Annotated in this window: 25 protein-coding genes and 1 pseudogene; 13 read left to right on the forward strand and 13 right to left on the reverse strand. The window is 57.9% G+C overall.

Annotated features, from left to right (window positions below):
• Positions 1 to 220 precede the first annotated feature (220 nt).
• A complete protein-coding gene (locus F2P67_RS02875) occupies positions 221 to 424 on the forward strand; it encodes a hypothetical protein (RefSeq protein ID WP_166217057.1) in 204 nt (67 codons plus the stop codon).
• 47 nt (positions 425 to 471) lie between these two features.
• Here F2P67_RS02875 and F2P67_RS02880 read toward each other — a convergent pair whose 3' ends face one another.
• The gene (locus F2P67_RS02880) at positions 472 to 747 is read right to left on the reverse strand and encodes a hypothetical protein (protein ID WP_166217060.1); all 276 of its coding nucleotides are present in this window, start codon (positions 745 to 747) and stop codon (positions 472 to 474) included.
• A gap of 220 nt (positions 748 to 967) precedes the next feature.
• On the opposite strand from F2P67_RS02880, the gene F2P67_RS02885 reads away from it, so the two are divergent.
• Positions 968 to 2047, forward strand: coding sequence for a hypothetical protein (locus F2P67_RS02885; protein WP_166217063.1), 1080 nt, complete (start codon positions 968 to 970; stop codon positions 2045 to 2047).
• Positions 2048 to 2049: 2 nt separating this feature from the next.
• The gene (locus F2P67_RS02890; protein ID WP_166217066.1) at positions 2050 to 2403 is read left to right on the forward strand and encodes a DUF1428 domain-containing protein; all 354 of its coding nucleotides are present in this window, start codon (positions 2050 to 2052) and stop codon (positions 2401 to 2403) included.
• A 115-nt stretch (positions 2404 to 2518) separates the two neighbouring features.
• Here the strand turns inward: F2P67_RS02890 and F2P67_RS02895 are convergent, their stop codons facing one another.
• On the reverse strand, positions 2519 to 2713 hold the full coding sequence (locus F2P67_RS02895; protein WP_166217069.1) for a hypothetical protein: 195 nt from the start codon (positions 2711 to 2713) through the stop codon (positions 2519 to 2521).
• Positions 2714 to 2818: 105 nt separating this feature from the next.
• Here F2P67_RS02895 and thpR point away from each other — a divergent pair, with 105 nt between their 5' ends.
• The gene (gene thpR / locus F2P67_RS02900; RefSeq protein WP_166217072.1) at positions 2819 to 3358 is read left to right on the forward strand and encodes an RNA 2',3'-cyclic phosphodiesterase; all 540 of its coding nucleotides are present in this window, start codon (positions 2819 to 2821) and stop codon (positions 3356 to 3358) included.
• A gap of 252 nt (positions 3359 to 3610) precedes the next feature.
• Here the strand turns inward: thpR and F2P67_RS02905 are convergent, their stop codons facing one another.
• The 5 genes from F2P67_RS02905 to F2P67_RS02925 form a co-directional block, all read right to left on the reverse strand.
• Positions 3611 to 4708, reverse strand: a complete 1098-nt coding sequence (locus tag F2P67_RS02905; RefSeq protein ID WP_166217074.1) for a polyamine ABC transporter substrate-binding protein — start codon at positions 4706 to 4708, stop codon at positions 3611 to 3613.
• 251 nt (positions 4709 to 4959) lie between these two features.
• Positions 4960 to 5835, reverse strand: a complete 876-nt coding sequence (locus F2P67_RS02910; protein ID WP_166217076.1) for an ABC transporter permease subunit — start codon at positions 5833 to 5835, stop codon at positions 4960 to 4962.
• Positions 5832 to 6713 carry an ABC transporter permease subunit gene (locus tag F2P67_RS02915; RefSeq protein ID WP_425511011.1) on the reverse strand — a complete coding sequence of 294 codons (882 nt, stop codon included), beginning with the start codon at positions 6711 to 6713 and terminating at the stop codon, positions 5832 to 5834. The genes F2P67_RS02910 and F2P67_RS02915 overlap by 4 nt, the downstream gene beginning before the upstream one ends.
• A 29-nt stretch (positions 6714 to 6742) precedes the next feature.
• On the reverse strand, positions 6743 to 7885 hold the full coding sequence (gene potA / locus F2P67_RS02920; protein ID WP_166217080.1) for a polyamine ABC transporter ATP-binding protein: 1143 nt from the start codon (positions 7883 to 7885) through the stop codon (positions 6743 to 6745).
• 219 nt (positions 7886 to 8104) lie between these two features.
• The gene (locus F2P67_RS02925; protein ID WP_166217082.1) at positions 8105 to 8866 is read right to left on the reverse strand and encodes a gamma-glutamyl-gamma-aminobutyrate hydrolase family protein; all 762 of its coding nucleotides are present in this window, start codon (positions 8864 to 8866) and stop codon (positions 8105 to 8107) included.
• Positions 8867 to 9148: 282 nt separating this feature from the next.
• Between F2P67_RS02925 and F2P67_RS02930 the strand changes: the two genes are divergently transcribed.
• The 4 genes from F2P67_RS02930 to F2P67_RS02945 all read left to right on the forward strand — a co-directional run bounded on the left by F2P67_RS02930 (position 9149) and on the right by F2P67_RS02945 (position 14524).
• Positions 9149 to 10525 (forward strand): glutamine synthetase family protein, encoded by a 1377-nt coding sequence (locus tag F2P67_RS02930; protein ID WP_166217084.1) that lies wholly within the window; start codon positions 9149 to 9151, stop codon positions 10523 to 10525.
• A 269-nt stretch (positions 10526 to 10794) separates the two neighbouring features.
• Positions 10795 to 12285 (forward strand): aldehyde dehydrogenase, encoded by a 1491-nt coding sequence (locus tag F2P67_RS02935; RefSeq protein WP_166217086.1) that lies wholly within the window; start codon positions 10795 to 10797, stop codon positions 12283 to 12285.
• Between the two features lie 51 nt (positions 12286 to 12336).
• Positions 12337 to 13620 (forward strand): NAD(P)/FAD-dependent oxidoreductase, encoded by a 1284-nt coding sequence (locus F2P67_RS02940; RefSeq protein ID WP_166217088.1) that lies wholly within the window; start codon positions 12337 to 12339, stop codon positions 13618 to 13620.
• A 355-nt stretch (positions 13621 to 13975) separates the two neighbouring features.
• Positions 13976 to 14524 carry a cupin domain-containing protein gene (locus tag F2P67_RS02945; RefSeq protein ID WP_007957093.1) on the forward strand — a complete coding sequence of 183 codons (549 nt, stop codon included), beginning with the start codon at positions 13976 to 13978 and terminating at the stop codon, positions 14522 to 14524.
• Positions 14525 to 14597: 73 nt separating this feature from the next.
• On the opposite strand, the gene F2P67_RS02950 is transcribed toward F2P67_RS02945, so the two are convergent.
• The gene (locus tag F2P67_RS02950; RefSeq protein ID WP_166217090.1) at positions 14598 to 15308 is read right to left on the reverse strand and encodes a hypothetical protein; all 711 of its coding nucleotides are present in this window, start codon (positions 15306 to 15308) and stop codon (positions 14598 to 14600) included.
• A gap of 103 nt (positions 15309 to 15411) precedes the next feature.
• Positions 15412 to 15696 (reverse strand): fructose-bisphosphate aldolase, encoded by a 285-nt coding sequence (locus tag F2P67_RS27700; RefSeq protein ID WP_246226458.1) that lies wholly within the window; start codon positions 15694 to 15696, stop codon positions 15412 to 15414.
• Positions 15697 to 16287: 591 nt separating this feature from the next.
• Between F2P67_RS27700 and F2P67_RS02955 the strand changes: the two genes are divergently transcribed.
• Positions 16288 to 16458 (forward strand): hypothetical protein, encoded by a 171-nt coding sequence (locus tag F2P67_RS02955; RefSeq protein WP_166217092.1) that lies wholly within the window; start codon positions 16288 to 16290, stop codon positions 16456 to 16458.
• Positions 16459 to 16531: 73 nt separating this feature from the next.
• Here the strand turns inward: F2P67_RS02955 and F2P67_RS02960 are convergent, their stop codons facing one another.
• The 3 genes and pseudogenes from F2P67_RS02960 to F2P67_RS02970 form a co-directional block, all read right to left on the reverse strand.
• A complete protein-coding gene (locus F2P67_RS02960; protein ID WP_166217094.1) occupies positions 16532 to 17152 on the reverse strand; it encodes a hypothetical protein in 621 nt (206 codons plus the stop codon).
• Between the two features lie 7 nt (positions 17153 to 17159).
• Positions 17160 to 18053 carry a glycine zipper family protein gene (locus F2P67_RS02965; RefSeq protein ID WP_166217096.1) on the reverse strand — a complete coding sequence of 298 codons (894 nt, stop codon included), beginning with the start codon at positions 18051 to 18053 and terminating at the stop codon, positions 17160 to 17162.
• Positions 18050 to 18580: pseudogene (locus F2P67_RS02970) on the reverse strand (PAAR domain-containing protein). The gene F2P67_RS02965 and the pseudogene F2P67_RS02970 overlap by 4 nt, the downstream one beginning before the upstream one ends.
• Positions 18581 to 18748: 168 nt before the next feature.
• On the opposite strand from F2P67_RS02970, the gene F2P67_RS02975 reads away from it, so the two are divergent.
• Both F2P67_RS02975 and F2P67_RS02980 read left to right on the forward strand, forming a co-directional pair.
• The gene (locus F2P67_RS02975) at positions 18749 to 19138 is read left to right on the forward strand and encodes a hypothetical protein (protein ID WP_166217098.1); all 390 of its coding nucleotides are present in this window, start codon (positions 18749 to 18751) and stop codon (positions 19136 to 19138) included.
• Between the two features lie 15 nt (positions 19139 to 19153).
• Positions 19154 to 19576: an HD domain-containing protein gene (locus tag F2P67_RS02980; protein WP_166217100.1), complete on the forward strand. Its 423-nt coding sequence runs from the start codon at positions 19154 to 19156 to the stop codon at positions 19574 to 19576.
• Positions 19577 to 19839: 263 nt separating this feature from the next.
• Here F2P67_RS02980 and F2P67_RS02985 read toward each other — a convergent pair whose 3' ends face one another.
• Positions 19840 to 20616 carry an NAD(P)H-dependent oxidoreductase gene (locus F2P67_RS02985; protein ID WP_166217102.1) on the reverse strand — a complete coding sequence of 259 codons (777 nt, stop codon included), beginning with the start codon at positions 20614 to 20616 and terminating at the stop codon, positions 19840 to 19842.
• 85 nt (positions 20617 to 20701) lie between these two features.
• On the opposite strand from F2P67_RS02985, the gene F2P67_RS02990 reads away from it, so the two are divergent.
• Together F2P67_RS02990 and F2P67_RS02995 are read left to right on the forward strand one after the other, a co-directional pair.
• On the forward strand, positions 20702 to 21595 hold the full coding sequence (locus tag F2P67_RS02990) for a LysR family transcriptional regulator (protein ID WP_218583166.1): 894 nt from the start codon (positions 20702 to 20704) through the stop codon (positions 21593 to 21595).
• Positions 21596 to 21849: 254 nt separating this feature from the next.
• A complete protein-coding gene (locus F2P67_RS02995; protein WP_166217106.1) occupies positions 21850 to 22635 on the forward strand; it encodes a DeoR/GlpR family DNA-binding transcription regulator in 786 nt (261 codons plus the stop codon).
• Positions 22636 to 22749: the final 114 nt, after the last annotated feature.

Consider the following 22749-nt stretch of genomic DNA (forward strand, 5'->3'; position numbering starts at 1 on the left):
AGGGCGCAGGTCCGTTGCGTGGGTGTCGTCAAGAAGCAGTATAGGTGGCATTACGCCGCTGTTCGGTCAGGGCGATTGAGGCGATAAACGGTCATTGCTGGCCACTGAATCAAAGTGCTTTTACCCGGTCGTATGGGCGGCTGCGCGCACCGTGTCCTGAAGGCGAGGGCAGCGTTGGCCGATTCCGTCGTCAAGACCTTGGGTGTTAGGGAAGAGTTGAATGAAGCGCGCTACAACGCTGTTGCTGACAGTTTCTGCCGCCGTACTGCTGGGCGGTTGTGTTGCAGACTTTGATGATGATCACCGTCACGGCCGGCATTATGAACGCGACCACGGTCGCTATTACGACCACGACCGGCGTTGGGATGACCGCGATGATCGCCGCGACGGTCGTCGTTATTACCGTGATCGCGATGATGATTGAGTGAAAAACCAGAGGGCGTTCCCCCGAAAAGGGAACGCCCTCGTTCATCAAGAAAAGTGAGCGCTCGCCCGGACGCTGGATCGCGCAGGCACGGAGGCCTCGATGTCCAGCAAATGGGTGGCGAGAATGTCGCTCAGAAAACGGAACTGATCGTTGATGCCAACCACTTCATTGCTGAAATGATTGCTGGCGGCGGGCATCAGCAGGTCTTCGAAATCTTCGTTGAACACCAGCGCCTGAGCCTTGCGTGGCACGGCGTGCTGGTCGTAGTAGTTGCTGCCGAACACCGGGAAACTCACGGAGAGAGTGATGGTGGTGATCATGGGTGAACTCCTCGTTGTGTCTCGGATGTGGCCATCGTGCCTCTGCTGGCCGGCGGGCGGAAGGCAATCGTCGCGATGGTGAATATCGACGCTGTTGATGATTATTGAAGGCCCGCTCCCACAGGGGATCGGAAGTGTTTTCAACATCGGCGACAAATAGCCCGACTCCGGCGCCTATACTCAAATCTGCCTACCTCCTTGCTTGAAGGACACCGCCACCGTGACCCTGCGTGCGCTGGCTCTTGCCGCATTGTTTCTGCCGGCCGGCTGCGCCACCACGGCACGGACTCCCGCGCCAGCGCCGACGGTGGTCGTGTCGCCCGCCACTTGGCAGCAGATTGACCGCGAAATCGTCAGCGCATCGCAACAGTCCACCGAGCAGGTCAAGCTGTTCGCTCGTGGCTCGATGGAACATTGGCGCACTCGCGTCTATCAGCAAACTGAAGAAAATTTCATCCCGTGGTTCAGCAGCTACTGGACCCAGGAATGGCTGTCGATGAAGGTCAGTTGGTACACGCTCAGCGCGGGCGGCGAACAGGACGCATCGGCCAGGCGTCTGGCGACGTATCTGCTTGAGCAGTATCAGGAAAGGGTGCTGGCGCCGGTGGCGGTGGAGATTGATCCGGACGCGATCCTCAGCCAGTCGACGGAGTTCTACGCGCAGCAGATGGCCAGGCAGATGCCGCTCATCGCCCAGCGCCACGGTGTGCCGGTCGCACAACTCAATGGACATTTACAGAAAATTCCTGCCATCGCGCTTGGCCCGCCCAGTGCACGGGACGCGTCGCTGTATCAGGTCATCAGCACTGAGCCGCTGAATACATTGCCGGCGTATGCCGCACTGATCGACAAGATCCATACCGACGGCGGCGCCAAGGGGATCGCTTCGACTGACGCCGGCATGGCTCCCGTTGCCAAACGGGCCAGCCAACGCATGGAGGCGGAGATGGCCCCGCGCGGTGCGGCCAGCGCCGTGGCCGCCGCCGCTGGCAAACTGGTCGGTGGGCTGATCTCAGTGGGGGTGGCAGGCATCCGCGCAATCCTTCAGGCCAATGATCGTCCCGACAGCGAGGCGCTGATCCGCAGTAGCCTGGGCAACACCTTCGACAAAGCCTGGCTGAAACTGGTGCAGAACCCGACCACCGGTGTCATGGCCGGTACGCTGCACATGGCCGGGCAAGTCGAACGTAATTTAGGAGCGGCAGACCAACCGTCGGTCGGGCTGGGCGTCAACCGTGTCGAATGGCGTCCGCCAGAATCGACTACTCAGCAGATCGAACCCAACGTGCAAGGAGAATGACCATGGCTTACATCGATATTTTTGTCGCGCCGGTGCCGAACGCCAACCGTGAGCAGTACAAAAAACATTGTGAAATCGCTGCCCGTCTGTTCAAGGAGTACGGTGCACAGGACGTGGTTCAGTGCTGGGGCGATGACGTGCCGGAAGGTAAAGTCACGTCATTTCCGATGGCGGTAAAACTCAAGGAGGGTGAGACGGTTTCGTCCGGCTGGTTAGTATGGCCAGACAAAGCCACTCGTGATGCCGGCATGGCGAAAATGATGGAAGACCCGCGCATGCAACCGGACGTCAACCCGATGGGATTTGATGGCCAGCGCATGATCTTCGGCGGCTTCAAAAATATTCTCGAACCCTGAACCCCGCACAAATCCCTTGTAGGAGTGAGCCTGCTCGCGATGGCGTGTGCAGGTTCAAAACCTCATAGTCAGATCCACCGCCATCGCGAGCAGGCTCACTCCAACAGGTACTGTGTCACTCAGATGGGGGGGTAATCCGGCAGCTTTTGCGCTGGCGGATCTGTTCGTCCGTCGGCCGCTCGCGGATGAATTCAAAGCGCGGCTCGCCCTCGCTGTAATGCACCAGCCAGCCCCATTCCAGTTCGCTCTCATCTTGCCCGGGGTTCGGTGGCCGGGCCCACCACGGCTCTTTGCTGAGGATCTCGCGCATGACGTCCTCCGGTGGATGGCAATCCTTGAACTATAGACGCGTGCTGCAAGTCGTCCGTTCAGGCTGTGTAGAATCGGTCCATCACGACGATCAAGGAACCGGATCATGACGGATGACATGCGTGGCGATGAACCGTTCAAGCGGCTGTTCTTTGCATTGGACTGCCCACCGGCGCAGCGCAAGGCGATTGCCCAGTGGCGCGCAGAGTTGGGTTTGAGAGCCGGTAAACCGGTACCGGCGGACAATTTTCACCTGACGTTGCTGTTTCTCGGCGCAGTGCCGCTGGCGCAGATCAATGAAGTCTGCGAAGCCGCAGGTAACGTGCGCACACCGGGGCAGGCGTTGAAGATTGCGCTGGATCGGTTGCAGGTCTGGCACCGTGCCGGGGTCTTGTCGCTGGCCCCCGAGCAGGCACCGCCGCAATTGCTGCGGTTGGTCTACGCCCTGGAACAGGCCATGTTGCCCTTCGGTTTCGACGAGTCCCCTCGCGAGTTTCGCCCGCACCTGACACTGGCCCGCGATTACCGTGCAGCGGAACCCGAGTCGTCCACGCCGCCGGAGTTTCTTCTGCGGGCCGACCGCTTTGCCCTGTTCGAATCGCACAAGGGCCGCTATCGGATTGTGCAGGATTGGCCGCTGAGCTGAAGCGACAAAAAAAGGCGCCCGAGGGCGCCTGAATTCACCTGAACCGAGGAAGCCAGGTGAGGCCGTTCATGTAACGGTGCAGCGGTGGTAAGGCGCTGCGCGAACGGGAAATCAAAAAAACTTCAAGTAAACCCTTGATCGTTCCCATGCTCTGCGTGGGAATGCCTCAATGGACGCTCTGCGTCCGCTTTGGGACGCGGAGCGTCCCGGGTTGCATTCCCACGCCGAGCGTGGGAACGATCACGGTAAGGTTTATTTGCCGAGCTTCACCCGGGTCCAGCCACGGGTCATGATCCGCTGCGTGGCAATCGGCTGATCCGGCACGGCGTAAAGCGTCGCCATGACCGCTTGCGACGGGTACGACCCCGGGTCGTTGCGGATCGCTTCGTCCACCAGTGGCGTCGCCGCCGCGTTGGCGTTGCTGTAGCCGTTGCTGTTGGTGATCTCGGCGATGATGTCCGGACGCATCAGGAAGTCCATGAACAGGTAAGCGTTCTCGACGTTCGCTGCATCGCGCGGAATGGCGACCATGTCGTAGAAGCTGCCGGCACCTTCTTTGGGAATGCTGTAATCGATCACTACGTTGTTGCCCGATTCCACCGCGCGGGCCTTGGCCTGCAGGACGTCACCGGAGTAACCGACCGCCACGCAGATGTTGCCGTTGGCCAAGTCCGAGATGTATTTCGAGGAATGGAAGTACGCCACGTTAGGGCGAATCTTCATGAACAGCGCTTCGGCTTCCTGGATGTGCGCGGTGTCCTTGTCGTTCACCGGGTAGCCCAGATAGTGCAGGGCGGCCGGGATCATCTCGGTCGGCGAATCGAGGAAACTGATGCCGCAGGCCTTCAGTTTTTCAGCGTTTTCCGGTTTGAACAGCAAGTCCCAGGAATTGGTCGGGGCGTCGGCGCCGAGCACTTCCTTGACCTTGGCCGGGTTGAAGCCGATGCCGATCGAGCCCCACATGTACGGGAACGCGTGAGCGTTGTCCGGATCACTGGCGGCGGCGTTTTTCAGCAGCACCGGGTTGAGATTCTTCCAGTTCGGCAGCTTCGATTTGTCCAGCGTCTGATAGACGCCGGCCTTGATCTGCTTGGCCAGGAAACTGTTGGACGGCACGACCAGGTCGTAGCCGGATTTGCCCGCCAGCAAACGCGCCTCAAGGGTCTCGTTGCTGTCGAAGACGTCATAGGTCACGCGGATGCCGGTCTCGTCTTCGAACTTCTTGACGGTGTCCGGCGCGATGTAATCGGACCAGTTGTAAACACGCAGCACCTTGTCGTTGGCCTGGGCGCCCATGACGATTGCGCCCATTAAGGACAGTGTCAGCAGAGTCCTGCCAAACATTTTCATCGGTGAAACTCCATTCTTCTTATTCAAAACTTTTAATCAAAAACACCAACCAGCGGCACACATAACCTTGTGGAAAGGAGCTTTTGTGGTGAGGGGATTTATCCCCGTTGGGTCGCGAAGCGGCCCCAAAACCTGCAATCACAGTGTGTCAGGCACACGGAGTTCTGAGGTTTTACGACTGCTTCGCAGCCGAACGGGGCGGTGCGACGTTTCGCTAAATCCCCTCGCCACAATGGATCTCCACCAAGCTGTCAGGCTGTGGTGGCGGCACGCTGAGGCTGCCACGACTCGTTCGCCGTCTGATCCATCGCTTCCTGAATCGCTTTCTTGCGGCTGGCCTCTGCCTTGCGGCCGAAGTACCAGACGAGGAAGGTCACCAGCGACACCGCCAGCAGAATCAGACTGGCCACGGCGTTGATCTCAGGCTTCACGCCAAGACGCACCGCCGAGAACACTTCCATCGGCAACGTCGTCGAACCTGGGCCGGAGACGAAGCTCGCCAGCACCAGGTCATCCAGCGACAGGGCGAACGACATCATCCCGCCCGCTGCCAGCGACGGCGCGATCATTGGAATGGTGATCAGGAAGAAAACCTTGAACGGTTTCGCACCCAGATCCATCGCCGCTTCTTCAATCGACAGATCCAGCTCACGCAGGCGGGCGGAGACTACCACCGCCACATAGGCTGCACAAAACGTCGTGTGGGCGATCCAGATCGTGACGATGCCACGTTCCTGAGGCCAGCCGATCAGTTGCGCCATCGCCACAAACAGCAGCAACAGCGACAGACCGGTGATCACTTCCGGCATCACCAATGGCGCCGTTACCAGACCACCGAACAGCGTACGACCCTTGAAGCGTGTCACGCGGGTCAGCACGAAAGCGGCGAGGGTGCCCAGCGCCACGGCGGCAATCGCGGTGTAGCAGGCGATTTCCAGCGAGCGCACCACCGAGCCCATCAGTTGGGTGTTGTCGAGCAGGCCGACGTACCACTTCACCGACCAGCCGCCCCACACCGTCACCAGTTTCGAGGCGTTGAACGAGTAGATCACCAGAATCAGCATCGGCAGATAGATGAACATCAGGCCGAAGATCAGCATGAACTTTGAAAATCCGAAGCGTTTCATCCCCGTGCCTCCATCTCTTTGGCCTGGCTGCGGTTGAACAGCAGAATCGGCACAATCAGGATCAACAGCATCACCACCGCCAGGGCGGACGCCACCGGCCAGTCGCGGTTATTGAAGAACTCTTGCCACAGTACGCGACCGATCATCAGCGTCTCCGGGCCGCCCAGCAGTTCCGGAATAACGAACTCGCCCACCACCGGAATGAACACCAGCATGCAGCCGGCAATGATGCCGTTCTTGGCCAGCGGTACGGTGATTTTCCAGAAGTTGTTGAAGTTGCTCGAACCCAGATCCGACGCGGCTTCCAGCAGGCTGCCGTCGTGCTTCACCAGGTTGGCGTACAGCGGCAACACCATGAACGGCAGATACGCATAGACCACGCCGATATACACGGCGGTGTTGGTGTTGAGGATCTCGATCGGGTGATCGGTCAGCCCTGTCCACATCAGAAACGCGTTGAGCAGGCCGTTGTTGCTGAGGATGCCCATCCACGCATACACGCGGATCAGAATTGCAGTCCAGGTCGGCATCATGATCAACAGCAGCAGGACGTTTTGCGCTTCCTTGCTCGCCTTGGTGATCGCGTAGGCCATTGGGAAACCGATCACCAGGCACATCATCGTGCTCAGCGCGGCGACCTTCAGCGAACCGAGGTAAGCCGACAGATACAACTCGTCTTCGCCGAGCATGCTGTAGTTGCCGATGTTCAGCATCAGCTGGAATTTCTGTTCGGCGTAGGTGTAGATCTCCGAGTACGGCGGGATCGACAACGCGGCTTCCGAGAAACTGATCTTCATCACCAAAAAGAACGGCAGCATGAAGAACAGGAACAGCCAGATGAACGGGATGCCGATGACGAACTTTCGCCCGCTGGGCACCAGGCGCAGGAATTGCTGATTGAAGGTTCTCATGAGCGCAGTACCACGCCGCTGTCGTCTTCCCACCACACGTAGACCTTGTCGTCCCAGGTCGGACGTGCACCACGGCGTTCGGCGTTGGCCATGAACGACTGGACGATTTTGCCGCCGGGTAATTCGACGTAGAACACCGAGTGCCCGCCGAGGTAGGCGATGTCATGCACCTTGCCTTCGGACCAGTTGTAGCGGTGCTCCGGTTTGATCGTGCTGACGAGCATTTTTTCCGGGCGGATCGCGTAGGTGATCGACTTGTCCTGCACTGAAGTGCTGACGCCGTGACCGACGTAGATCTTCTGCTGCAAGTCCGGGCTGTGAATGATCGCGTGACCTTCGAGGTCTTCAACAACAGTGCCGTCGAAGGCGTTCACATTGCCGATGAACTCGCAGACCATGCGGCTGACCGGCGCCTCATAGATGTCGACCGGGCTGCCGATCTGGGCAATCCAGCCCAGGTGCATGATCGCGATGCGCTCGGCCATGGTCATGGCTTCTTCCTGGTCGTGGGTCACCATCACGCAGGTCACGCCGACACGCTCGATGATTTCCACCAGCTCCAGCTGCATTTGCGAGCGCAGCTTTTTATCCAGTGCGCCCATCGGTTCGTCGAGCAGCAACAGTTTCGGGCGCTTGGCCAGCGAGCGGGCGAGGGCGACGCGCTGACGCTGACCGCCGGACAACTGATGCGGCTTGCGTTTGGCGTATTGGGTCATGTGCACCAGGCGCAGCATCTCTTCGACGCGGGCGTCGATTTCGCTGGCGGGCAAACGGTCTTGCTTGAGGCCGAAGGCAATGTTCTGCGCCACGGTCATGTGTGGGAACAGCGCGTAGGACTGGAACATCATGTTGATCGGCCGCTCGTACGGCGGCATGTCGGTGATATCCACGCCGTCGAGCAGAATCCGCCCTTCGGTCGGGCGCTCGAAACCGGCGAGCATGCGCAGCAGGGTCGATTTGCCCGAACCGGAGCCACCGAGCAGGGCGAAAATTTCGCCCTGATGGATCTCCAGGGACACATCGTCCACGGCGGTGGTTTCGTCGAACTTCTTGGTGACACGGTCGACTTTCACCAGAACCTTTTTCGGTTGCTGATGACCTTCAAGTGCCTTCCTGTAAGTGCTGGAGGCGTTTGCCATGTGAAACTCCCAACAGGTTTCAGTCGCCGGGCCAACGCGGCCTGGCTTAAGAGTGGATTGCAGACCCGCACCGTGCGGGTTGTTCGGCGCCGCCGTCCTGGCTGCCGGGTGGTGCTTTTTGTTTTCGCGGTGTGTTGCTGTTCGCGGATGACGGATACGCAAACGCGCAGCCGCCGACCCCGCGGGGGCAGTAAATGGTTTTGCAATCGTTGGGTGGCGTCAGCGCTGGTTGCGTCGCGCCGCACGCTGGCGGCAAGCCTCGCCGAACGCCTGGAAAATCCGCAGGTAGTTCGGGTTGTCCAGCACTTGCCATTCGGGGTGCCATTGCACGCCGAGGGCGAAGGTCGGGCTGTGCTCCACCGAGACCGCCTCGATCAGGCCATCCGGCGCCACGGCTTCGGCGCGCAGGCCGGGAGCGAGGCGGTCGATGCCCTGGCTGTGAATCGAGTTGACCTGGAATTCACCCGGCAACTCCAGCGTTTCGAACACGCCGCCGGCCAGCACCGTCACGGCGTGGGCCGGGGCGTACTGCACGGCAACATCCGGGCTGTCGGCTTCGCGGTGATCGAGCATGCCCGGCAACTCATGCACCTTCTGGTGCAGGCTGCCGCCGAACGCCACGTTCATTTCCTGGAAGCCACGGCAAATGCCGAGCACCGGAACGCCCGCCGCGATGGCTGCACGCAATAAAGGAAGGGTTGTGGCGTCCCGCGCCGGATCGTGATCCGTGCCGGGAGCGCTGGCCGGGCCTTGATAGTGGAAAGGTTCCACATTCGAGGGCGAACCGGTCAGCAGCAGACCGTCGAGCTGACCGAGCAGGTCGTCGATTTCAGTCAGGTTGCCAAGGGAAGGAATGACCACTGGCAACCCCAGCGCCGAAACGCTGACAGCGCGAACGTACTTGTCGCCGCTGATGTGATAGGGGTGCAGGCCAATCTGTTTGACGCACGCAGTAACGCCGATCAATGGCTTGAATGCCATTTTTATTCACCTCGAAGTTTGACACTTGAACGAGCTTTTCCGGAGCTTAGCCTCGTTGATTTTAATTAACAACTGCCATGTAAAAAATTCTAAACGCCGTTCATCAAATCTTCATGGTTTCCGTGCGTCTGGCGCCTGCTTTGGCATGAGAGTGTTAAAAAAAGCCGTAAAAATAAACCCTGTGCGGCCCTGTGTTCGCTATTGACTTCACTTTGCCGTTCGGGTTGACTGGCTCGGCGAAACAGCAGTGAACATAATAATTAACAGCTAAATAGGTGCATCATGTCGGTCCCTCTGCGTGCCGTTCAACTCAACGAAGCAAACGCATTCCTTAAGAAACATCCTGAGGTTTTGTACGTCGACCTTCTGATTGCAGACATGAACGGTGTGGTGCGCGGCAAGCGCATCGAGCGCACCAGTCTTCACAAGGTCTACGAGAAAGGCATCAACCTGCCGGCCTCGCTCTTCGCCCTCGACATCAATGGCTCCACGGTGGAAAGCACCGGCCTGGGTCTGGACATCGGCGACGCTGACCGCATCTGCTACCCGATCCCGGGCACCCTCAGCATCGAGCCGTGGCAGAAGCGCCCAACCGCACAGCTTCTGATGACCATGCACGAAATCGAAGGCGAGCCGTTCTTCGCTGACCCACGTGAAGTGCTGGCCAACGTCGTGCGCAAGTTCGACGAACTGGGCCTGACCATCTGCGCCGCGTTCGAACTCGAGTTCTACCTGATCGACCAGGACAACGTGAACGGCCGCCCACAGTCGCCACGTTCGCCGGTGTCCGGCAAGCGTCCGGTATCGACTCAGGTGTACCTGATCGACGACCTCGACGAATACGTCGACTGCCTGCAAGACATCCTCGAAGGCGCGAAAGAGCAGGGCATTCCTGCCGACGCCATCGTCAAGGAAAGCGCCCCGGCACAATTCGAAGTCAACCTGCATCACGTGTCCGACCCGATCAAGGCGTGCGACTACGCCGTCCTGCTCAAGCGTCTGGTGAAGAACATCGCCTACGACCATGAAATGGACACCACCTTCATGGCCAAGCCGTATCCGGGCCAGGCGGGCAACGGTCTTCACGTGCACATTTCGATTCTGGACAAAGAAGGCAACAACATCTTCGCCAGCGAGGATCCCGAGCAGAACGCCGCGCTGCGTCACGCGATCGGCGGTGTGCTGGAGACCCTGCCGGCGCAAATGGCCTTCCTCTGCCCGAACGTCAACTCGTACCGCCGCTTCGGCGCGCAGTTCTATGTGCCGAACTCGCCGAGCTGGGGCATCGACAACCGCACCGTGGCCGTGCGTGTGCCGACCGGTTCGCCGGATGCCGTGCGCATCGAGCATCGCGTTGCCGGTGCCGACGCCAACCCGTACCTGCTGATGGCTTCGGTGCTGGCCGGTATTCACCACGGTCTGACCAACCAGATCGAGCCGGGCGCCCCGGTGGAAGGCAACAGCTACGAGCAGAACGAGCAGAGCCTGCCGAACAACCTGCGCGATGCATTGCGTGAGCTGGACGACAGCGAAGTCATGGCCCGCTACATCGACCCGATGTACATCGACGTATTCGTCGCGTGCAAGGAAAGCGAGCTGGCCGAGTTCGAAAACTCGATCTCTGACCTTGAGTACAACTGGTATCTGCATACGGTGTGATTGGCTTGGGCCCTAAAAAGCTGAAGAGCCCCTCACCCTAACCCTCTCCCGGAGGGAGAGGGGACTGACCGAGTTGTTTGTGGATATCCGGCGACCTGAACGATCCAGTTGATTATGGATTCGGCAAAGATGTTTCAGGTCGGCGGAGATTCTGAGCTTCCCCCAATCGGTCCCCTCTCCCCCCGGGAGAGGGCTAGGGTGAGGGCAGCCATCTCAAGCCAGAAACAGCAACCCGACACCCCCAAATTCCCCCTTGTCGAGCCACAACAATGACAACGACACGCAACGACTGGGAACAACGCTTCCAGTCCCTGACCATCGAATCCCGCGCCTTCATCAACGGCGAATATCGCCCGGCGATCAGTGGCGAAACCTTCGAATGCCTGAGCCCCGTCGATGGCCGTTTCCTCGCCTCCGTGGCCAGCACCGATGAAGCCGACGCCAACCTCGCCGTCGAAGTCGCACGCCAATCGTTCGAGTCCGGCATCTGGGCGAACAAGGCCCCGGCCGAGCGCAAGCGCATCCTGATCCGCTTTGCCGACCTGATCCTGCAACACCAGGAAGAACTGGCGCTGCTCGAAACCCTCGACATGGGCAAACCGATCAGCGACTCGATGAGCATCGACATCCCGGCGACCGCCAACGCGATCCGCTGGAGCGCCGAAGCCATCGACAAGATCTACGACGAAGTCGCCGCCACCCCGCACGATCAACTCGGTCTGGTCACCCGCGAGCCGTCCGGCGTTGTTGCTGCGATCGTGCCGTGGAACTTCCCGCTGATCATGGCCAGCTGGAAATTCGCCCCGGCGCTGGCGGCAGGTAACTCGTTCATCCTCAAACCTTCGGAAAAATCCCCGCTGACCGCGATCCGCATCGCACAACTGGCGCTGGATGCCGGGATTCCGAAAGGCGTGTTCAACGTCCTGCCAGGCTTCGGCCACACCGTCGGCAAGGCGCTGGCGCTGCACATGGACGTCGACGTGCTGGCCTTTACTGGCTCCACGGCGATTGCCAAACAACTGATGATTTATGCCGGCCAAAGCAACATGAAACGCGTCTGGCTCGAAGCAGGGGGCAAGAGCCCGAACGTGGTGTTTGCCGACGCACCGGACTTGCGCGCGGCAGCACAAGCGGCGGCCGGCGCCATTGCGTTCAACCAGGGTGAAGTTTGCACTGCCGGCTCGCGCCTGCTGGTGGAGCGTTCGATCCGCGAGCAATTCATCCCGCTGCTGGTGGAAGCGCTGCAAGCGTGGAAACCGGGGCACGCCCTGGATCCGGCGACCACCGTCGGCGCCGTGGTCGATCAGCGTCAACTGGACAACGTGCTGCGCTACATCAGCATCGGTCGGGAGCAGGGCGCCGAGCTGATCGCCGGCGGACACCGCACTCTCGAAGAAACCGGCGGCACCTACATCGAGCCGACGATTTTCGACGGCGTGACCAACGCCATGACCATCGCCAAGGAAGAGATCTTCGGCCCGGTGCTGTCGCTGATCACCTTCGACACCGTTGGAGAAGCGCTGCAGATCGCCAACGACAGCATCTTCGGCCTCGCCGCCGGGGTCTGGACCAGCAACCTGAGCAAGGCCCACACCTTCGCTCGTGGCCTGCGCGCCGGCAGCGTCTGGGTCAACCAGTACGACGGTGGCGACATGACCGCGCCGTTCGGTGGCTTCAAGCAGTCGGGCAACGGTCGCGACAAATCGCTGCACGCGTTCGACAAGTACACCGAGCTGAAAGCGACCTGGATCAAGCTCTGATTTTCTACAGCGGTGGTCGCTTCTGATGAGCGACCCTCGGAGAACAATAAAATGAAGCAACAACACGTCAACAGCTACTACGCCGCCACCCGCAACGAAGTCATCGACTTCCCGATTCTTGAAGAATCGGTCGAGTGCGATGTCTGCATCATCGGCGCCGGCTACACCGGTTTGTCCTCCGCACTGTTTTTGACTGAAGCGGGCTATAAAGTGACCGTTCTCGAAGCGGCGAAAGTCGGCTACGGCGCCAGCGGTCGCAACGGCGGTCAACTGGTCAACTCCTACAGCCGCGACGTCGACGTGATCGAAGAGCGTTACGGCGACAAGACCGCGGAAATTCTCGGCAGCATGATCTTCGAAGGCGCCGACATCATCCGTTCGCGCATCAAGGAATACGACATCAAATGCGACTACCGCCCGGGCGGCATTTTCGCAGCGATGAACAAGAAACAACTCAACGGACTGGCTGAGCAGAAGCGCAGTTGGGAACGCTACGGCAACCGCAATCTGAAGATGCTCGACGCTGCCGACATCCGTCGCGAAGTCGGCTCCGATGCCTATGTCGGTGGTTTGCTGGACATGCAGGGCGGTCACGTTCACCCGCTGAACCTGGCGCTCGGTGAAGCCGCTGCCATCGTGCGCCTGGGCGGCAAGATTTACGAGCAGTCCGCTGCCGTGGAAATCAAATACGGCGAGCCGAACGTCGTGCGCACCGCCAAAGGCCAGGTGCGCGCCAAGTATCTGCTGATCGCCGGCAACGCTTATTTGCCGCAAGGTCTGGACAACCGCGTGACCGCGAAAAGCATGCCGTGCGGCTCGCAGATCGTCGTCACCGAACCGTTGACCGAGAAACAGGCGCGCAGCCTGATCACCAACAACTATTGCGTTGAAGACTGCAACTACCTGCTGGATTACTACCGCCTCACCGCCGACAACCGTCTGCTCTACGGCGGCGGCGTGGTCTACGGTGCGCGCGAACCGGATGACATCGAACAACTGATCCGCCCGAAGATCCTGAAGACCTTCCCGCAGCTCAAAGACGTCAAAATCGATTACCGCTGGACCGGCAACTTCCTGCTGACCATGTCGCGTATGCCGCAATTCGGCCGCATCGAGAAAAACGCCTACTACATGCAAGGCTACAGCGGCCACGGCGTCACTTGCTCGCACCTGGCCGGCAAACTGATCTCGGAAATGATTCGTGGCGATGCCGAACGTTTCGACGCGTTCGCTTCTCTGCCGCACATGCCGATGATCGGTGGCCGCACCTTCTCGGCGCCGCTAACAGCCTTGGGCGCCGTGTACTACTCGCTACGCGACCGCTTCGGCATCTGAGTTACCTCTCCGGCGGCGGTCCCCAAGACCCCGCCGGTTTTTTCACATGACAAGCAGCACAAACCCTGTGGGAGCGAGCTTGCTCGCGAAAGCGGTCTATCAGCAAAAGGGATGTTGAATGTACCGCCCAATCGCGAGCAAGCTCGCTCCCACAGGTCTTGTGCCTGACCCGCAATTACCCCCGGCAGGCTCTTTTCATCCACCGTCCATCGAACCTGCTGAGCAACACCAACAAACGTGATTTAATAGCCGCCTTTCACGGTTCCGGGACACGGGAGCAACGTGATCCGCGCGTCCTGCGCGGCACCCGCCACCCACCCCCATTGCCCTTAAGTCGTTCTCACATAAGGCTGTCATGGATACGGGTTCTCGACTCAAACTAGTACGCGAAAGCTACAAACTCTCCCAGCGCGAGCTGGCCCGGCGTAGCGGCGTGACCAATGCCACCATCTCCCTGATCGAACAGAATCGTGTCAGTCCTTCCGTCAGCTCACTGAAAAAGCTGCTCGAAGGCATCCCGATGTCCCTGGCCGACTTCTTCACCTTCGACCAGCCCCCGCGCGAACACCAATACGTCTTCCGCGCCAACGAACAACCCGACCTCGGCCGCCACGGCCTGCGCCTGCTGCTCATCGGTGCCTCGGTTCCCAGCCGCCAGATGCGCTTGCTGCGCGAGCAATACGCGCCGGGCGCGAGCTCCGGGGAAGAGCCGATTGTTCACTCGGAAGGTGAGGAGTGTGGGTTGGTGACCCGTGGCACGGTCGAGTTGACGGTGGACGGGCAGGTGAGCGTGTTGAGTGCGGGGGATGGGTATTACTTCCCGACGACGCTGCCGCACAAGTTCCGGAATATTGGGGCGGATGAGGCGGAGATTATTAGTGCGAATACGCCGGCGAATTTTTAGCGTGCAGCCATAGGTGATTCAGTATTTTTAATGGAGGGCGTTTCTCGAGTGAAGCGCCGTCCACTTGTGAACGCTATTTTTCGACTGCGGTGGAGGGAGTGGAGACTACTTTGACTTCAAGAGCTCCTAACTGCGTCAGGTTTGAGTCGAGTATTCCAAGAAAGTTGATAACGTGCTGTCCATAGATTTCAGTCGCTCTCTGTGAGTTTGTTTTTGCCTCGTTAGTTTCTTTCATGACTGAGCCAAGATTATCAAATACGCTGCTTTTGTTATTGAAGAATTTTGTTGCTTCCCCTTGTAATATAACGGTTGACGCATTTGCTCTAAAGGCTTCGCCCCAGGCTAGCATCAGGCTGCTTTCTTGACCGCGACTCTCTTTTGATTGGCTGTCAGTTGGGTTGAGTTCGAAATTTGCAAGTGATAAAAGTTGTTGCGCTGTTGCTTTTCCGTAATACCGACTAACTTTGAAGTAAAGGGCTATAAGGTTTTTGTGCCATTCTTGCTCAAAGGCCGAGAATTTTGTGAAACCCTCGGAGGCCAGGAAATCATCCCAGCCTTTCTCGGACTTTCTCGCCGCATCATTAAAACGTTGAAGCTCCTCATAGCTTTTTATAAGAAGTTGTGTCGTTTCTTGGGCAGTTTGTTGAGCACCATCTACAAACCGTTGCCGATCAGACCGTTCGTTGGCTTTCGCTGATTCTGAAGCAGTGTAATACGCGCCCAGGGATGCTGTGACTATCGCAGTCAGTATGGAGGTTGCCAGATTTAAGGAAATAGTATTCATGATGTTTGAATCGGAATTGTTTTTGGTAGGCTGCATATTGGGTTTGGATCTATGCGGGAAAGTTTGGGTTTTAAACTATCTAACTGATGCGTTTCGTAGTTGATTACGTGATCGCTACTCTGCGTCGTTCAATCACTCTAAATACATCGCGCACGTCCTGAACCAGGATTCTGGCTGTAGTGGTAACTGTGTTGATGTCTTGTTCGGCGTGGTCGGGGAGGTGGATGCAGGCCATGAGGTCGAGGTATTTGAGCACTGCGCTTAAGCGTTCGCTAGCGCAGGCGTGGAGTTCACTCAGTGGCGCGTCGGCATCGATGAACAGAACAGGGTGGTCAGTGGCGGGGTGGGACATTGGGGCGTAGTTGCACTGCGGTGACTTACTTGTCATGGGTATAAATCCTTAGCTCAGAAATTAATAATCACCGCTCGCTGCGAAACGAGTTGGGTGGCAGTTATGCGCGGGTTCGCAGACCGAGGAGCTAAGACCCGGCAGACCCGAAGGTCTCCCACGCACAACCGCCATGAAAATGAAGCACAGGCAAGTTGCCGGGCCACATTGTGCCGGGTGTGGACTTAGCTCGCTAGGGCTGCGAAACCCTATCGCCAAATTCGTTCAGCGACAGACCCACTCTAGGCACCGATCTCCACCGCCGCAATCAGCCTGTAGGACGCGAAATAACCACGTCTGGCCAGAGAGTTCACTCCCGTTCGGCGGCGCAACCGATGTAAATCAAGGGCTACGGAGTGCCAGGAAAAATGACTCGACGAATTTCGGCCTGCTTCGTATCCCATCGGGAGCAAGCTCCCTCACCATGCGCGGTGATTTCCTACGAAGTTTTCAGATCCCAAAATCCAGTCCTCAGCCCCGCGCCGGAACTTTCCTGAAAGACGATGTCAATTTGATGGCGTGTCGCGACGCTCATTTCGAACGGATCAACCAGTGCCTGGCTGTTTCCCGGCAAATCCAAGGAAGTGTGAGATGAAACTGATTCTTGCGATGTTGTTGATGTTCAGCGGTTACGCATTTGCCGGTTGCGCCAGCATCCACGACAGCGACCAGCGCGCTTATTGCGAGGCGAAAAACGGCAGCACGTGTTCGAGCATCCATGATTCGGATCTACGCAACCAGTGCGAAGCCATGAAGCGCTGATTCACCGACCTGATTCCAAACGCAAAAAGGGACACCCAACGGTGTCCCTTTTTTGTGGGCGAGAATCTTCGCTTCACCCATTGCCGTACATTAGTTCTAGTCTTTCAATCCACTCACTAGTTGCGTGAAATTTGGAATAATATGACTTTTTTTCAGTTTCACTAAGTTGAGTAAAGAAGCTGAAAAAGTAGTTGTTGTCGTAATATTCTTTAGCACCTTGCATGCTCCCTCCCCACCAAGAAGGCTCGTAGCCTTCAAAAGCAAACCATGGCGGAGGAACCGCAAATTTTTTGCGGTTAAGCATCATTAGGAAGTCAACACTGTTTGTTATCAAACGAATCGTGACGGAGTTGAACTCTCTAGTCGATGCGAAGAATACCAGTCGGTCTCCGCTCGGTGCGTTTTCGTATTCAAATACTGGAAGATCATTGAAGGTTCTTTCAGCCTTTTTTCTGAAGTTAGATTCAATGAGTGATTCAAATTGAACCATGTCTTCTGGAGTGATAAGAAACTGCGAAAAGAATGCGCAAATATCAGCGCTTTCCAAGGAGGTAGTGGGAGGCTGAGTGGATAAGTTGGTATGAGCTAAAGGCCGAGAGAATAAGCTTTTAAGCTCCTGCTTGCTGTACCCGGCAATTTGCTCTTGTCTAGGTTCTGGCTTCAGCAGTGCCATTATTTTTTTGATAAAGCTCATGCTGCTCTCACTCTTGCATATATTCAGTTAGCCAAGTAGCACTTAAATACCCGGCAGTGCCAAATACAATACCCCCGACTGCACCGCTGACAACTGCGCCAGGGCCTGTTTCGATTCCCACTGCTACTCCGACCACCACGCCAATCCTGGCGCCAGCTATCGCCGCACCCCAGCCACCAGCCTGTTTGACAACCTCAACGGATATAGGCTTGATGCTGTTTTGTTTAATTGACTCTTCAGTCGCGACCTTCAGATCGTATGCAGTGAATGCAATCCCGAATACCCGTACCACCCTCGCGCCTTTTATAAAGGCGTTTGTGACTTTGTGGGAGATAGGTGTGAAAATCGCCTTCGCTGGGACTTTATCTGCTTGAACTAAAACTTCTTTGTCGATGTTCTTTACCCAGCCAGCAATTTCATCGATTTTTGCTACGTTTTTTGGTGCGTGTTTTTTGTAGTCTTCGAGGGCTTTTAGAATTTCATCAGTTGATACTAGCTTTGCGCCTGCTGCTTTAGCCTTTTCAATATCAATGTAGACAGTTTTTCCTTCGAATCTTGGTGAGCCATCCGGGAATTCAGAACTCGTGGAAATATAGCCTGAAGGGTACTTTCTACTGCTGTAAACATGTTGGGCAACTGTGGCGCCAGAATCCGGTGCAACAGAACGCATTCCGTATTTTTCCGGCCAGATTTCGTTTTTGATCTGAAGCTCTGAAAGATTTTTTGCGATCAGATGAGGGTTGTCGGGCGAAGAGTAAATTTTCCTGACTAGAAATCCATCCTTGCCGATTTCATCTACGACAACAAATAAATGAATGTTGGCCGGCGTCAAATAGCCGGGTACGTTGCTAACGGAGTTTGCCTTCTTGTTTGTAGGCACTTTGCAAGAGAACTCGGTCATACGTCCTCCCATTTTTCAAGCGCGGCTACACCGGTTGTAACTTCAAGAGTTTCTTGCTTGCTAGTTGCGATGCGAGGTGTATGCCCAGATTCATCAGAGAATCCTGTATACACTCTGCCTGCTTCGTCTTTGATGTGGTACGGCACATTGGCGAGGGGCTGGCCGTCACTCCCGACGATGCAAAACTTTTCGTCGAACTTCATGGCCCAGAGAGGCATGGCTGAGGGGGGGGACGAATTCTGCGGGTGTGTGCGAATTTCCGATAATTACAGTTGAAGAGCCAGCGATTACCTTATTGCCGTGGCCTCCGACACTTCCCGCAGTTGCGGCAGGCAAGCTGTTGATGAGCACGGTGGAAGCGACGTCTCCCACGATGGGGCTGCCACAAGCGCTCTTATCGTTCTGGCGGGCTGCAGGTAACCCGTCAAAAAAACGTCGGGTGAGCCGGCGGCGATTGGATTTACTCCATGCCCAGGTAGCGGGCAGGAGGTTGGATCAGTAACTCGGGCAGCGGGTTTTCCTGACATGGTGAACATCCTTGTAAATACGCTGTTTTGGAAATGTTACACAAAAGAAGGTGGTTTGAACCATTTCACTTGCCTCCCCACATCTCATCTCCAAAGGTTCCCCCCACCAGCACCACGTCGTAGACTGCGAAACAAGTTGTAACGCCTCTCCCACGGACGGAACCGCGCATGATTCAGATCGGCAGCCGCAACAATGCCCCCACGCCGCAGCACAAAACCCAAGACATCTACATCTTCAGCATCGACCTGTCCCGCCCGGCGACGCCTTTCTGTTTCGAGCAGTCGATCGGCGGCGGGCACGTCGAGCAGGGTGGTGCGCGGTGGCTGGCGCTGGATGAACTGGACGGCTGGCCCGGTGAGTGGCGCGAGCACCTGAAGAAGGCCGAATGTGCCTGGGTGGCGCAATTGATCGAGGCCAATCCGCAGGCCGATCAAGCCAAGCTGGTGTCGTTGATTCTGCAGCGACATGCCGAGTCCGCCCAGCCTGTCGGGTGGTTGAAAACCATCGGCAACTGGTTCAAACGCAATATCCACGTCGGCGGCCGCTACGGCGTTTAACCCCTGGAGACTCCCATGACTCAAACCCTCGAACGCGCTATCGCCATTGCCGCCACGGCCCACGCCGGTCAGGTCGACAAGGGCGGTGCGCCGTACATTCTGCATCCGCTGAAAGTCATGTTGCGCATGAGCACACTGGAAGAGCGCATCGTCGCCGTGTTGCACGATGTAGTCGAAGACTGTGGCATCAGCCTTGATGATTTGCGCAAGGAAGGTTTCAGCGAAGACGTTTTGTCAGCCATCGAATCGGTGACCAAAGTCCCGGGCGAGTCCTACGAGGACTTCGTTGACCGCGCGGCGCGGAACCCGATTGGTCGGGTGGTGAAACTGGCGGATCTGGAAGAGAACAGTGACTTGTCGCGGATTGCTTCGCCGAGTTGGGAAGATCTGGAACGGATCGAGAAGTATCGCCGGGCGATTGGCCGGCTGCGCGTCTGATCCACTGAGTGACTACGGTTTTTAACCAGGAAGGCGACTATGAAATCCATTCGGTGTTTGTTGATTGCTGCCCGCTTCGGCGCACTGTTGCTCGCTTTACCAAGGACTTGAGTCGACGGAATAGATTCATGACGGGCTGCGGTTCGGATAGCTAGTCATCGTGAACATCCATGTGAAAATCCCCTGTAGCGTGGGAGTTTGCTCCCGCTCGGATGCGAAGGAGCCGCAAACCAGGCTCCCTCGCCACAAAGATTCAGCAGTCTTCAGAGAGTATGCGCTGCAAAACCGTCAAGCCCTGGCGCGATGTCTTCCTTCAACGTCAAAGCGGGGATTTCGTATTCGCCGGCATTCTGCTGCCGAAACCCGATCGGCCGCGCACTCCACAGCTCATCCAGCCGCCGCCCCAACTCATCGCAAGTCTCGGCATACCGCGCCGCATCCATCCGACTGGTCCGATACACCACAAACGGCGGCACCACTTCAAAACCGGGGTAATACAAAATCCCGTGCTGGATCGGAAACAGCAGATCATCCATCGGCCCGTTGATCCCGCGCGGCGCGTAATGCGACTCCCAGCCCCCGGTGGTGACCATCAACATCGCCCGTTTGCCTTTCATTTTCCCTTCGCCATAACGCTCGCCCCAACGGCTATCGGAGTGCTCGCCAACGCCGTAGGCAAAACCGTAGGCGTACACGCGATCGACCCAGCCTTTGAGAATCGCCGGCAGGGTGAACCACCACAGTGGAAACTGCAGGATCAGCGCATCCGCCCACAGCAGTTTCTCTTGCTCACGTGCGATATCGGCGGCCTGGGTGCCTTCGGCGTAAGCGAGTTTCGAGTCGAGGGAGGCGTGGAACGGTTTCGTCGCATCGCGCTGCGGGGCGTCGTCGGCGTCGAGGGTGGTTTTCCAGTTCATCGCATAGAGGTCGGAGACCTGCACGGTGTGACCGGCGGCTTGCAGGCGCCGGACGCTGAAGTCGCGTAGCGAGCCGTTGAGGGACGTCGGTTCCGGGTGTGCGTAGACGAGTAATACGTTCATGTTGAAGCTCCGTTGGCTGAGTGACAGCAGGATCGGCGTTCAACCGGTATATTGGAAATGAATGTCTGATATGTCTGGTATAGCCATGAATAATTTGAGACGGCTGGATGTCAATCTGCTGCTAACCCTTGATGTGCTGCTGTCTGAGCACAACGTCACCCGCGCGGCGCAGCGCCTGAATCTGTCGCAGCCTTCGGTGAGTGTGCATCTGGCCAAACTGCGCGACATCTTTGGCGATCCGCTGCTGTTGCCCGGGCCGCGGGGCATGCGCCCGACGGCGCGTGCCGATGAACTGCGTGAGCCGTTGCGCGAAGCGCTGGAGGCATTGGAAAGGGCGGTGGCGCCAGCGAGTGCGTTCGACCCGGCGCAGGCGACGCACACCTGGCACATCGCTGCGACTGATTACGGCGAGTCGACCGTGGTGCTTCCGGCCCTGAGCAGCTTGCGCGAACAGGCGCCGGGCACGCGGCTGGCGGTGATCGACCTGACGCCGGCGCATTTGGTCAAACAGGCCGAGCAGGGCGTGTTCGATCTGGCGCTGCACATCAGTGAAGACGCGCCGCCAGAGCTGCATCGTCGACCGCTGTTCACCGAGCGTTATGTGCTGGCCGGGCGTATCGGGCATCCGGGATTGCAGTCTGCACCCACGCGCAAACAATTTTGCGCACTGGAACACGTGATGGTGTCGCGCGAGGGCGGGGGCTTTTTCGGGGTGACCGACCGGGCGTTGGCGGAGGCCGGATTGATGCGCAAAGTGGTGTTGTCGGTGCCGCACTTTCTGATGGCGATGTCGGTGTTGGCCAGCACCGATCTGGTGGCGATGCTGCCGTCACGTCTGGTACGTAGCAACCCGGCCTTGCAAGTGGTCGACGCACCGCTGCAAGTACCCGGTTACGAGATGGCGATGTTCTGGGGCGAACGTTCGCACCGCGATCCTGCGCACAAATGGCTGCGCGAGCAGTTGCTGGCGTCGGTCTGAGACGTTGTCAGGCGTGGCCCAGCGCGATCGCGAACGACACGACGATCATGCAGGCAAAAGCGAAATTGAGATTCATGAGGTGTTCATCCTGAGCCTTTTAGAAGTGCGGCCATTCTGAACAGGCGCGATGCAAAGAAAAAATTCGCCGTGTTGATTCCAATGATCGAAACAATTGATACCCGCCGTTTGTGTTTGATCGAAGCTTTCGCTAGTCTCGCAGAAACCTGCAACTACAAGCATAAACAGGCATAACCATGCACGATCATTCCGCGGCTGAACTGCCCTCCCTGCGCCGGCAAAAAATCCTTTTGCTCCTCGAACGTGACGGCAAGGTCATGGCTTCCGAGTTGAGTCAGCACTTCGCGGTGTCTGAAGACACCATTCGCCGCGACCTCGCCGAACTGGATCACGCCGGGCTGGTGCAACGGGTTCACGGCGGGGCACTGCCGCGACCAAAGGACTCGGGCAAGGATTATTTTACCCGCATCAGTGAAACCGACGAGGTGAAGACGCGCCTGGCGCAGCTTGCTGCCGGGCGGGTGAAGGATGGCCAGATCGTGCTGTTTGATTCCGGCACCACCACGCTGCAGATCGCGCGTTCGTTGCCGGCGAATATCAAGCTCACCGCCGTGACCACTTCGCCGATGACCGCCATCACCCTCGCTGAATACAAGGGCATCAAGGTGATACTCGCGGGCGGACAACTGAATCTGGCGACGATGTCGGTCAGCGGTCATGAAACCGTGCGTTTGCTGCAAGGCATCAAGGCTGACGTGCTGTTTACCGGGGTGTGTGCGATTCATCCCGAGGTGGGGATGAGTTCGCTGCATTTCGATGAGGTGCCGGTGAAGCAAGCGTTGTTCGAAAGCGCCGCGCAGGTGATCGCGGTGACTACGGCGGATAAGTTGGGGGCAGTGGAGCCGTTCGTGGTGACGCCGTGCACACGGGTGCACACGCTGATTACCGAACGGCATCTGGCATCGGGCAGTGTTGAGGACTACCGGCGATTGGGAATCGAGGTGGAGCAGTTGCCAGACTGAAAGTTATCAGTTGAAAGTGATGGCCACTTCGCGAGCAAGCCCGCTCCCACATTGGAATGCATTCAACCTGTGGGAGCGGGCTTGCTCGCGAAGAGGCCGGTCCATCCAGTGCAT

This window comes from Pseudomonas atagonensis (genome assembly GCF_011369485.1).
Lineage (GTDB): Bacteria > Pseudomonadota > Gammaproteobacteria > Pseudomonadales > Pseudomonadaceae > Aquipseudomonas > Aquipseudomonas atagonensis.

Bases quoted from the DNA above. Each gene is read 5' to 3' on its own strand.
- F2P67_RS02990 (WP_218583166.1), top strand. From the start codon at position 20,702: ATGAATAATTTGAGACGGCTGGATGTCAATCTGCTGCTAACCCTTGAT.
- F2P67_RS02880 (WP_166217060.1), bottom strand. From the start codon at position 747: ATGATCACCACCATCACTCTCTCCGTGAGTTTCCCGGTGTTCGGCAGC.
- F2P67_RS02980 (WP_166217100.1), top strand. From the start codon at position 19,154: ATGACTCAAACCCTCGAACGCGCTATCGCCATTGCCGCCACGGCCCAC.
- F2P67_RS02890 (WP_166217066.1), top strand. From the start codon at position 2,050: ATGGCTTACATCGATATTTTTGTCGCGCCGGTGCCGAACGCCAACCGT.
- potA (WP_166217080.1), bottom strand. From the start codon at position 7,885: ATGGCAAACGCCTCCAGCACTTACAGGAAGGCACTTGAAGGTCATCAG.
- F2P67_RS02965 (WP_166217096.1), bottom strand. From the start codon at position 18,053: ATGACCGAGTTCTCTTGCAAAGTGCCTACAAACAAGAAGGCAAACTCC.
- F2P67_RS02945 (WP_007957093.1), top strand. From the start codon at position 13,976: ATGGATACGGGTTCTCGACTCAAACTAGTACGCGAAAGCTACAAACTC.
- F2P67_RS02895 (WP_166217069.1), bottom strand. From the start codon at position 2,713: ATGCGCGAGATCCTCAGCAAAGAGCCGTGGTGGGCCCGGCCACCGAAC.
- thpR (WP_166217072.1), top strand. From the start codon at position 2,819: ATGACGGATGACATGCGTGGCGATGAACCGTTCAAGCGGCTGTTCTTT.
- F2P67_RS02985 (WP_166217102.1), bottom strand. From the start codon at position 20,616: ATGAACGTATTACTCGTCTACGCACACCCGGAACCGACGTCCCTCAAC.
- F2P67_RS02925 (WP_166217082.1), bottom strand. From the start codon at position 8,866: ATGGCATTCAAGCCATTGATCGGCGTTACTGCGTGCGTCAAACAGATT.
- F2P67_RS02930 (WP_166217084.1), top strand. From the start codon at position 9,149: ATGTCGGTCCCTCTGCGTGCCGTTCAACTCAACGAAGCAAACGCATTC.
- F2P67_RS02960 (WP_166217094.1), bottom strand. From the start codon at position 17,152: ATGAGCTTTATCAAAAAAATAATGGCACTGCTGAAGCCAGAACCTAGA.
- F2P67_RS02955 (WP_166217092.1), top strand. From the start codon at position 16,288: ATGAAACTGATTCTTGCGATGTTGTTGATGTTCAGCGGTTACGCATTT.
- F2P67_RS02940 (WP_166217088.1), top strand. From the start codon at position 12,337: ATGAAGCAACAACACGTCAACAGCTACTACGCCGCCACCCGCAACGAA.
- F2P67_RS02935 (WP_166217086.1), top strand. From the start codon at position 10,795: ATGACAACGACACGCAACGACTGGGAACAACGCTTCCAGTCCCTGACC.
- F2P67_RS02875 (WP_166217057.1), top strand. From the start codon at position 221: ATGAAGCGCGCTACAACGCTGTTGCTGACAGTTTCTGCCGCCGTACTG.
- F2P67_RS27700 (WP_246226458.1), bottom strand. From the start codon at position 15,696: ATGACAAGTAAGTCACCGCAGTGCAACTACGCCCCAATGTCCCACCCC.
- F2P67_RS02950 (WP_166217090.1), bottom strand. From the start codon at position 15,308: ATGAATACTATTTCCTTAAATCTGGCAACCTCCATACTGACTGCGATA.
- F2P67_RS02995 (WP_166217106.1), top strand. From the start codon at position 21,850: ATGCACGATCATTCCGCGGCTGAACTGCCCTCCCTGCGCCGGCAAAAA.
- F2P67_RS02975 (WP_166217098.1), top strand. From the start codon at position 18,749: ATGATTCAGATCGGCAGCCGCAACAATGCCCCCACGCCGCAGCACAAA.
- F2P67_RS02910 (WP_166217076.1), bottom strand. From the start codon at position 5,835: ATGAAACGCTTCGGATTTTCAAAGTTCATGCTGATCTTCGGCCTGATG.
- F2P67_RS02905 (WP_166217074.1), bottom strand. From the start codon at position 4,708: ATGAAAATGTTTGGCAGGACTCTGCTGACACTGTCCTTAATGGGCGCA.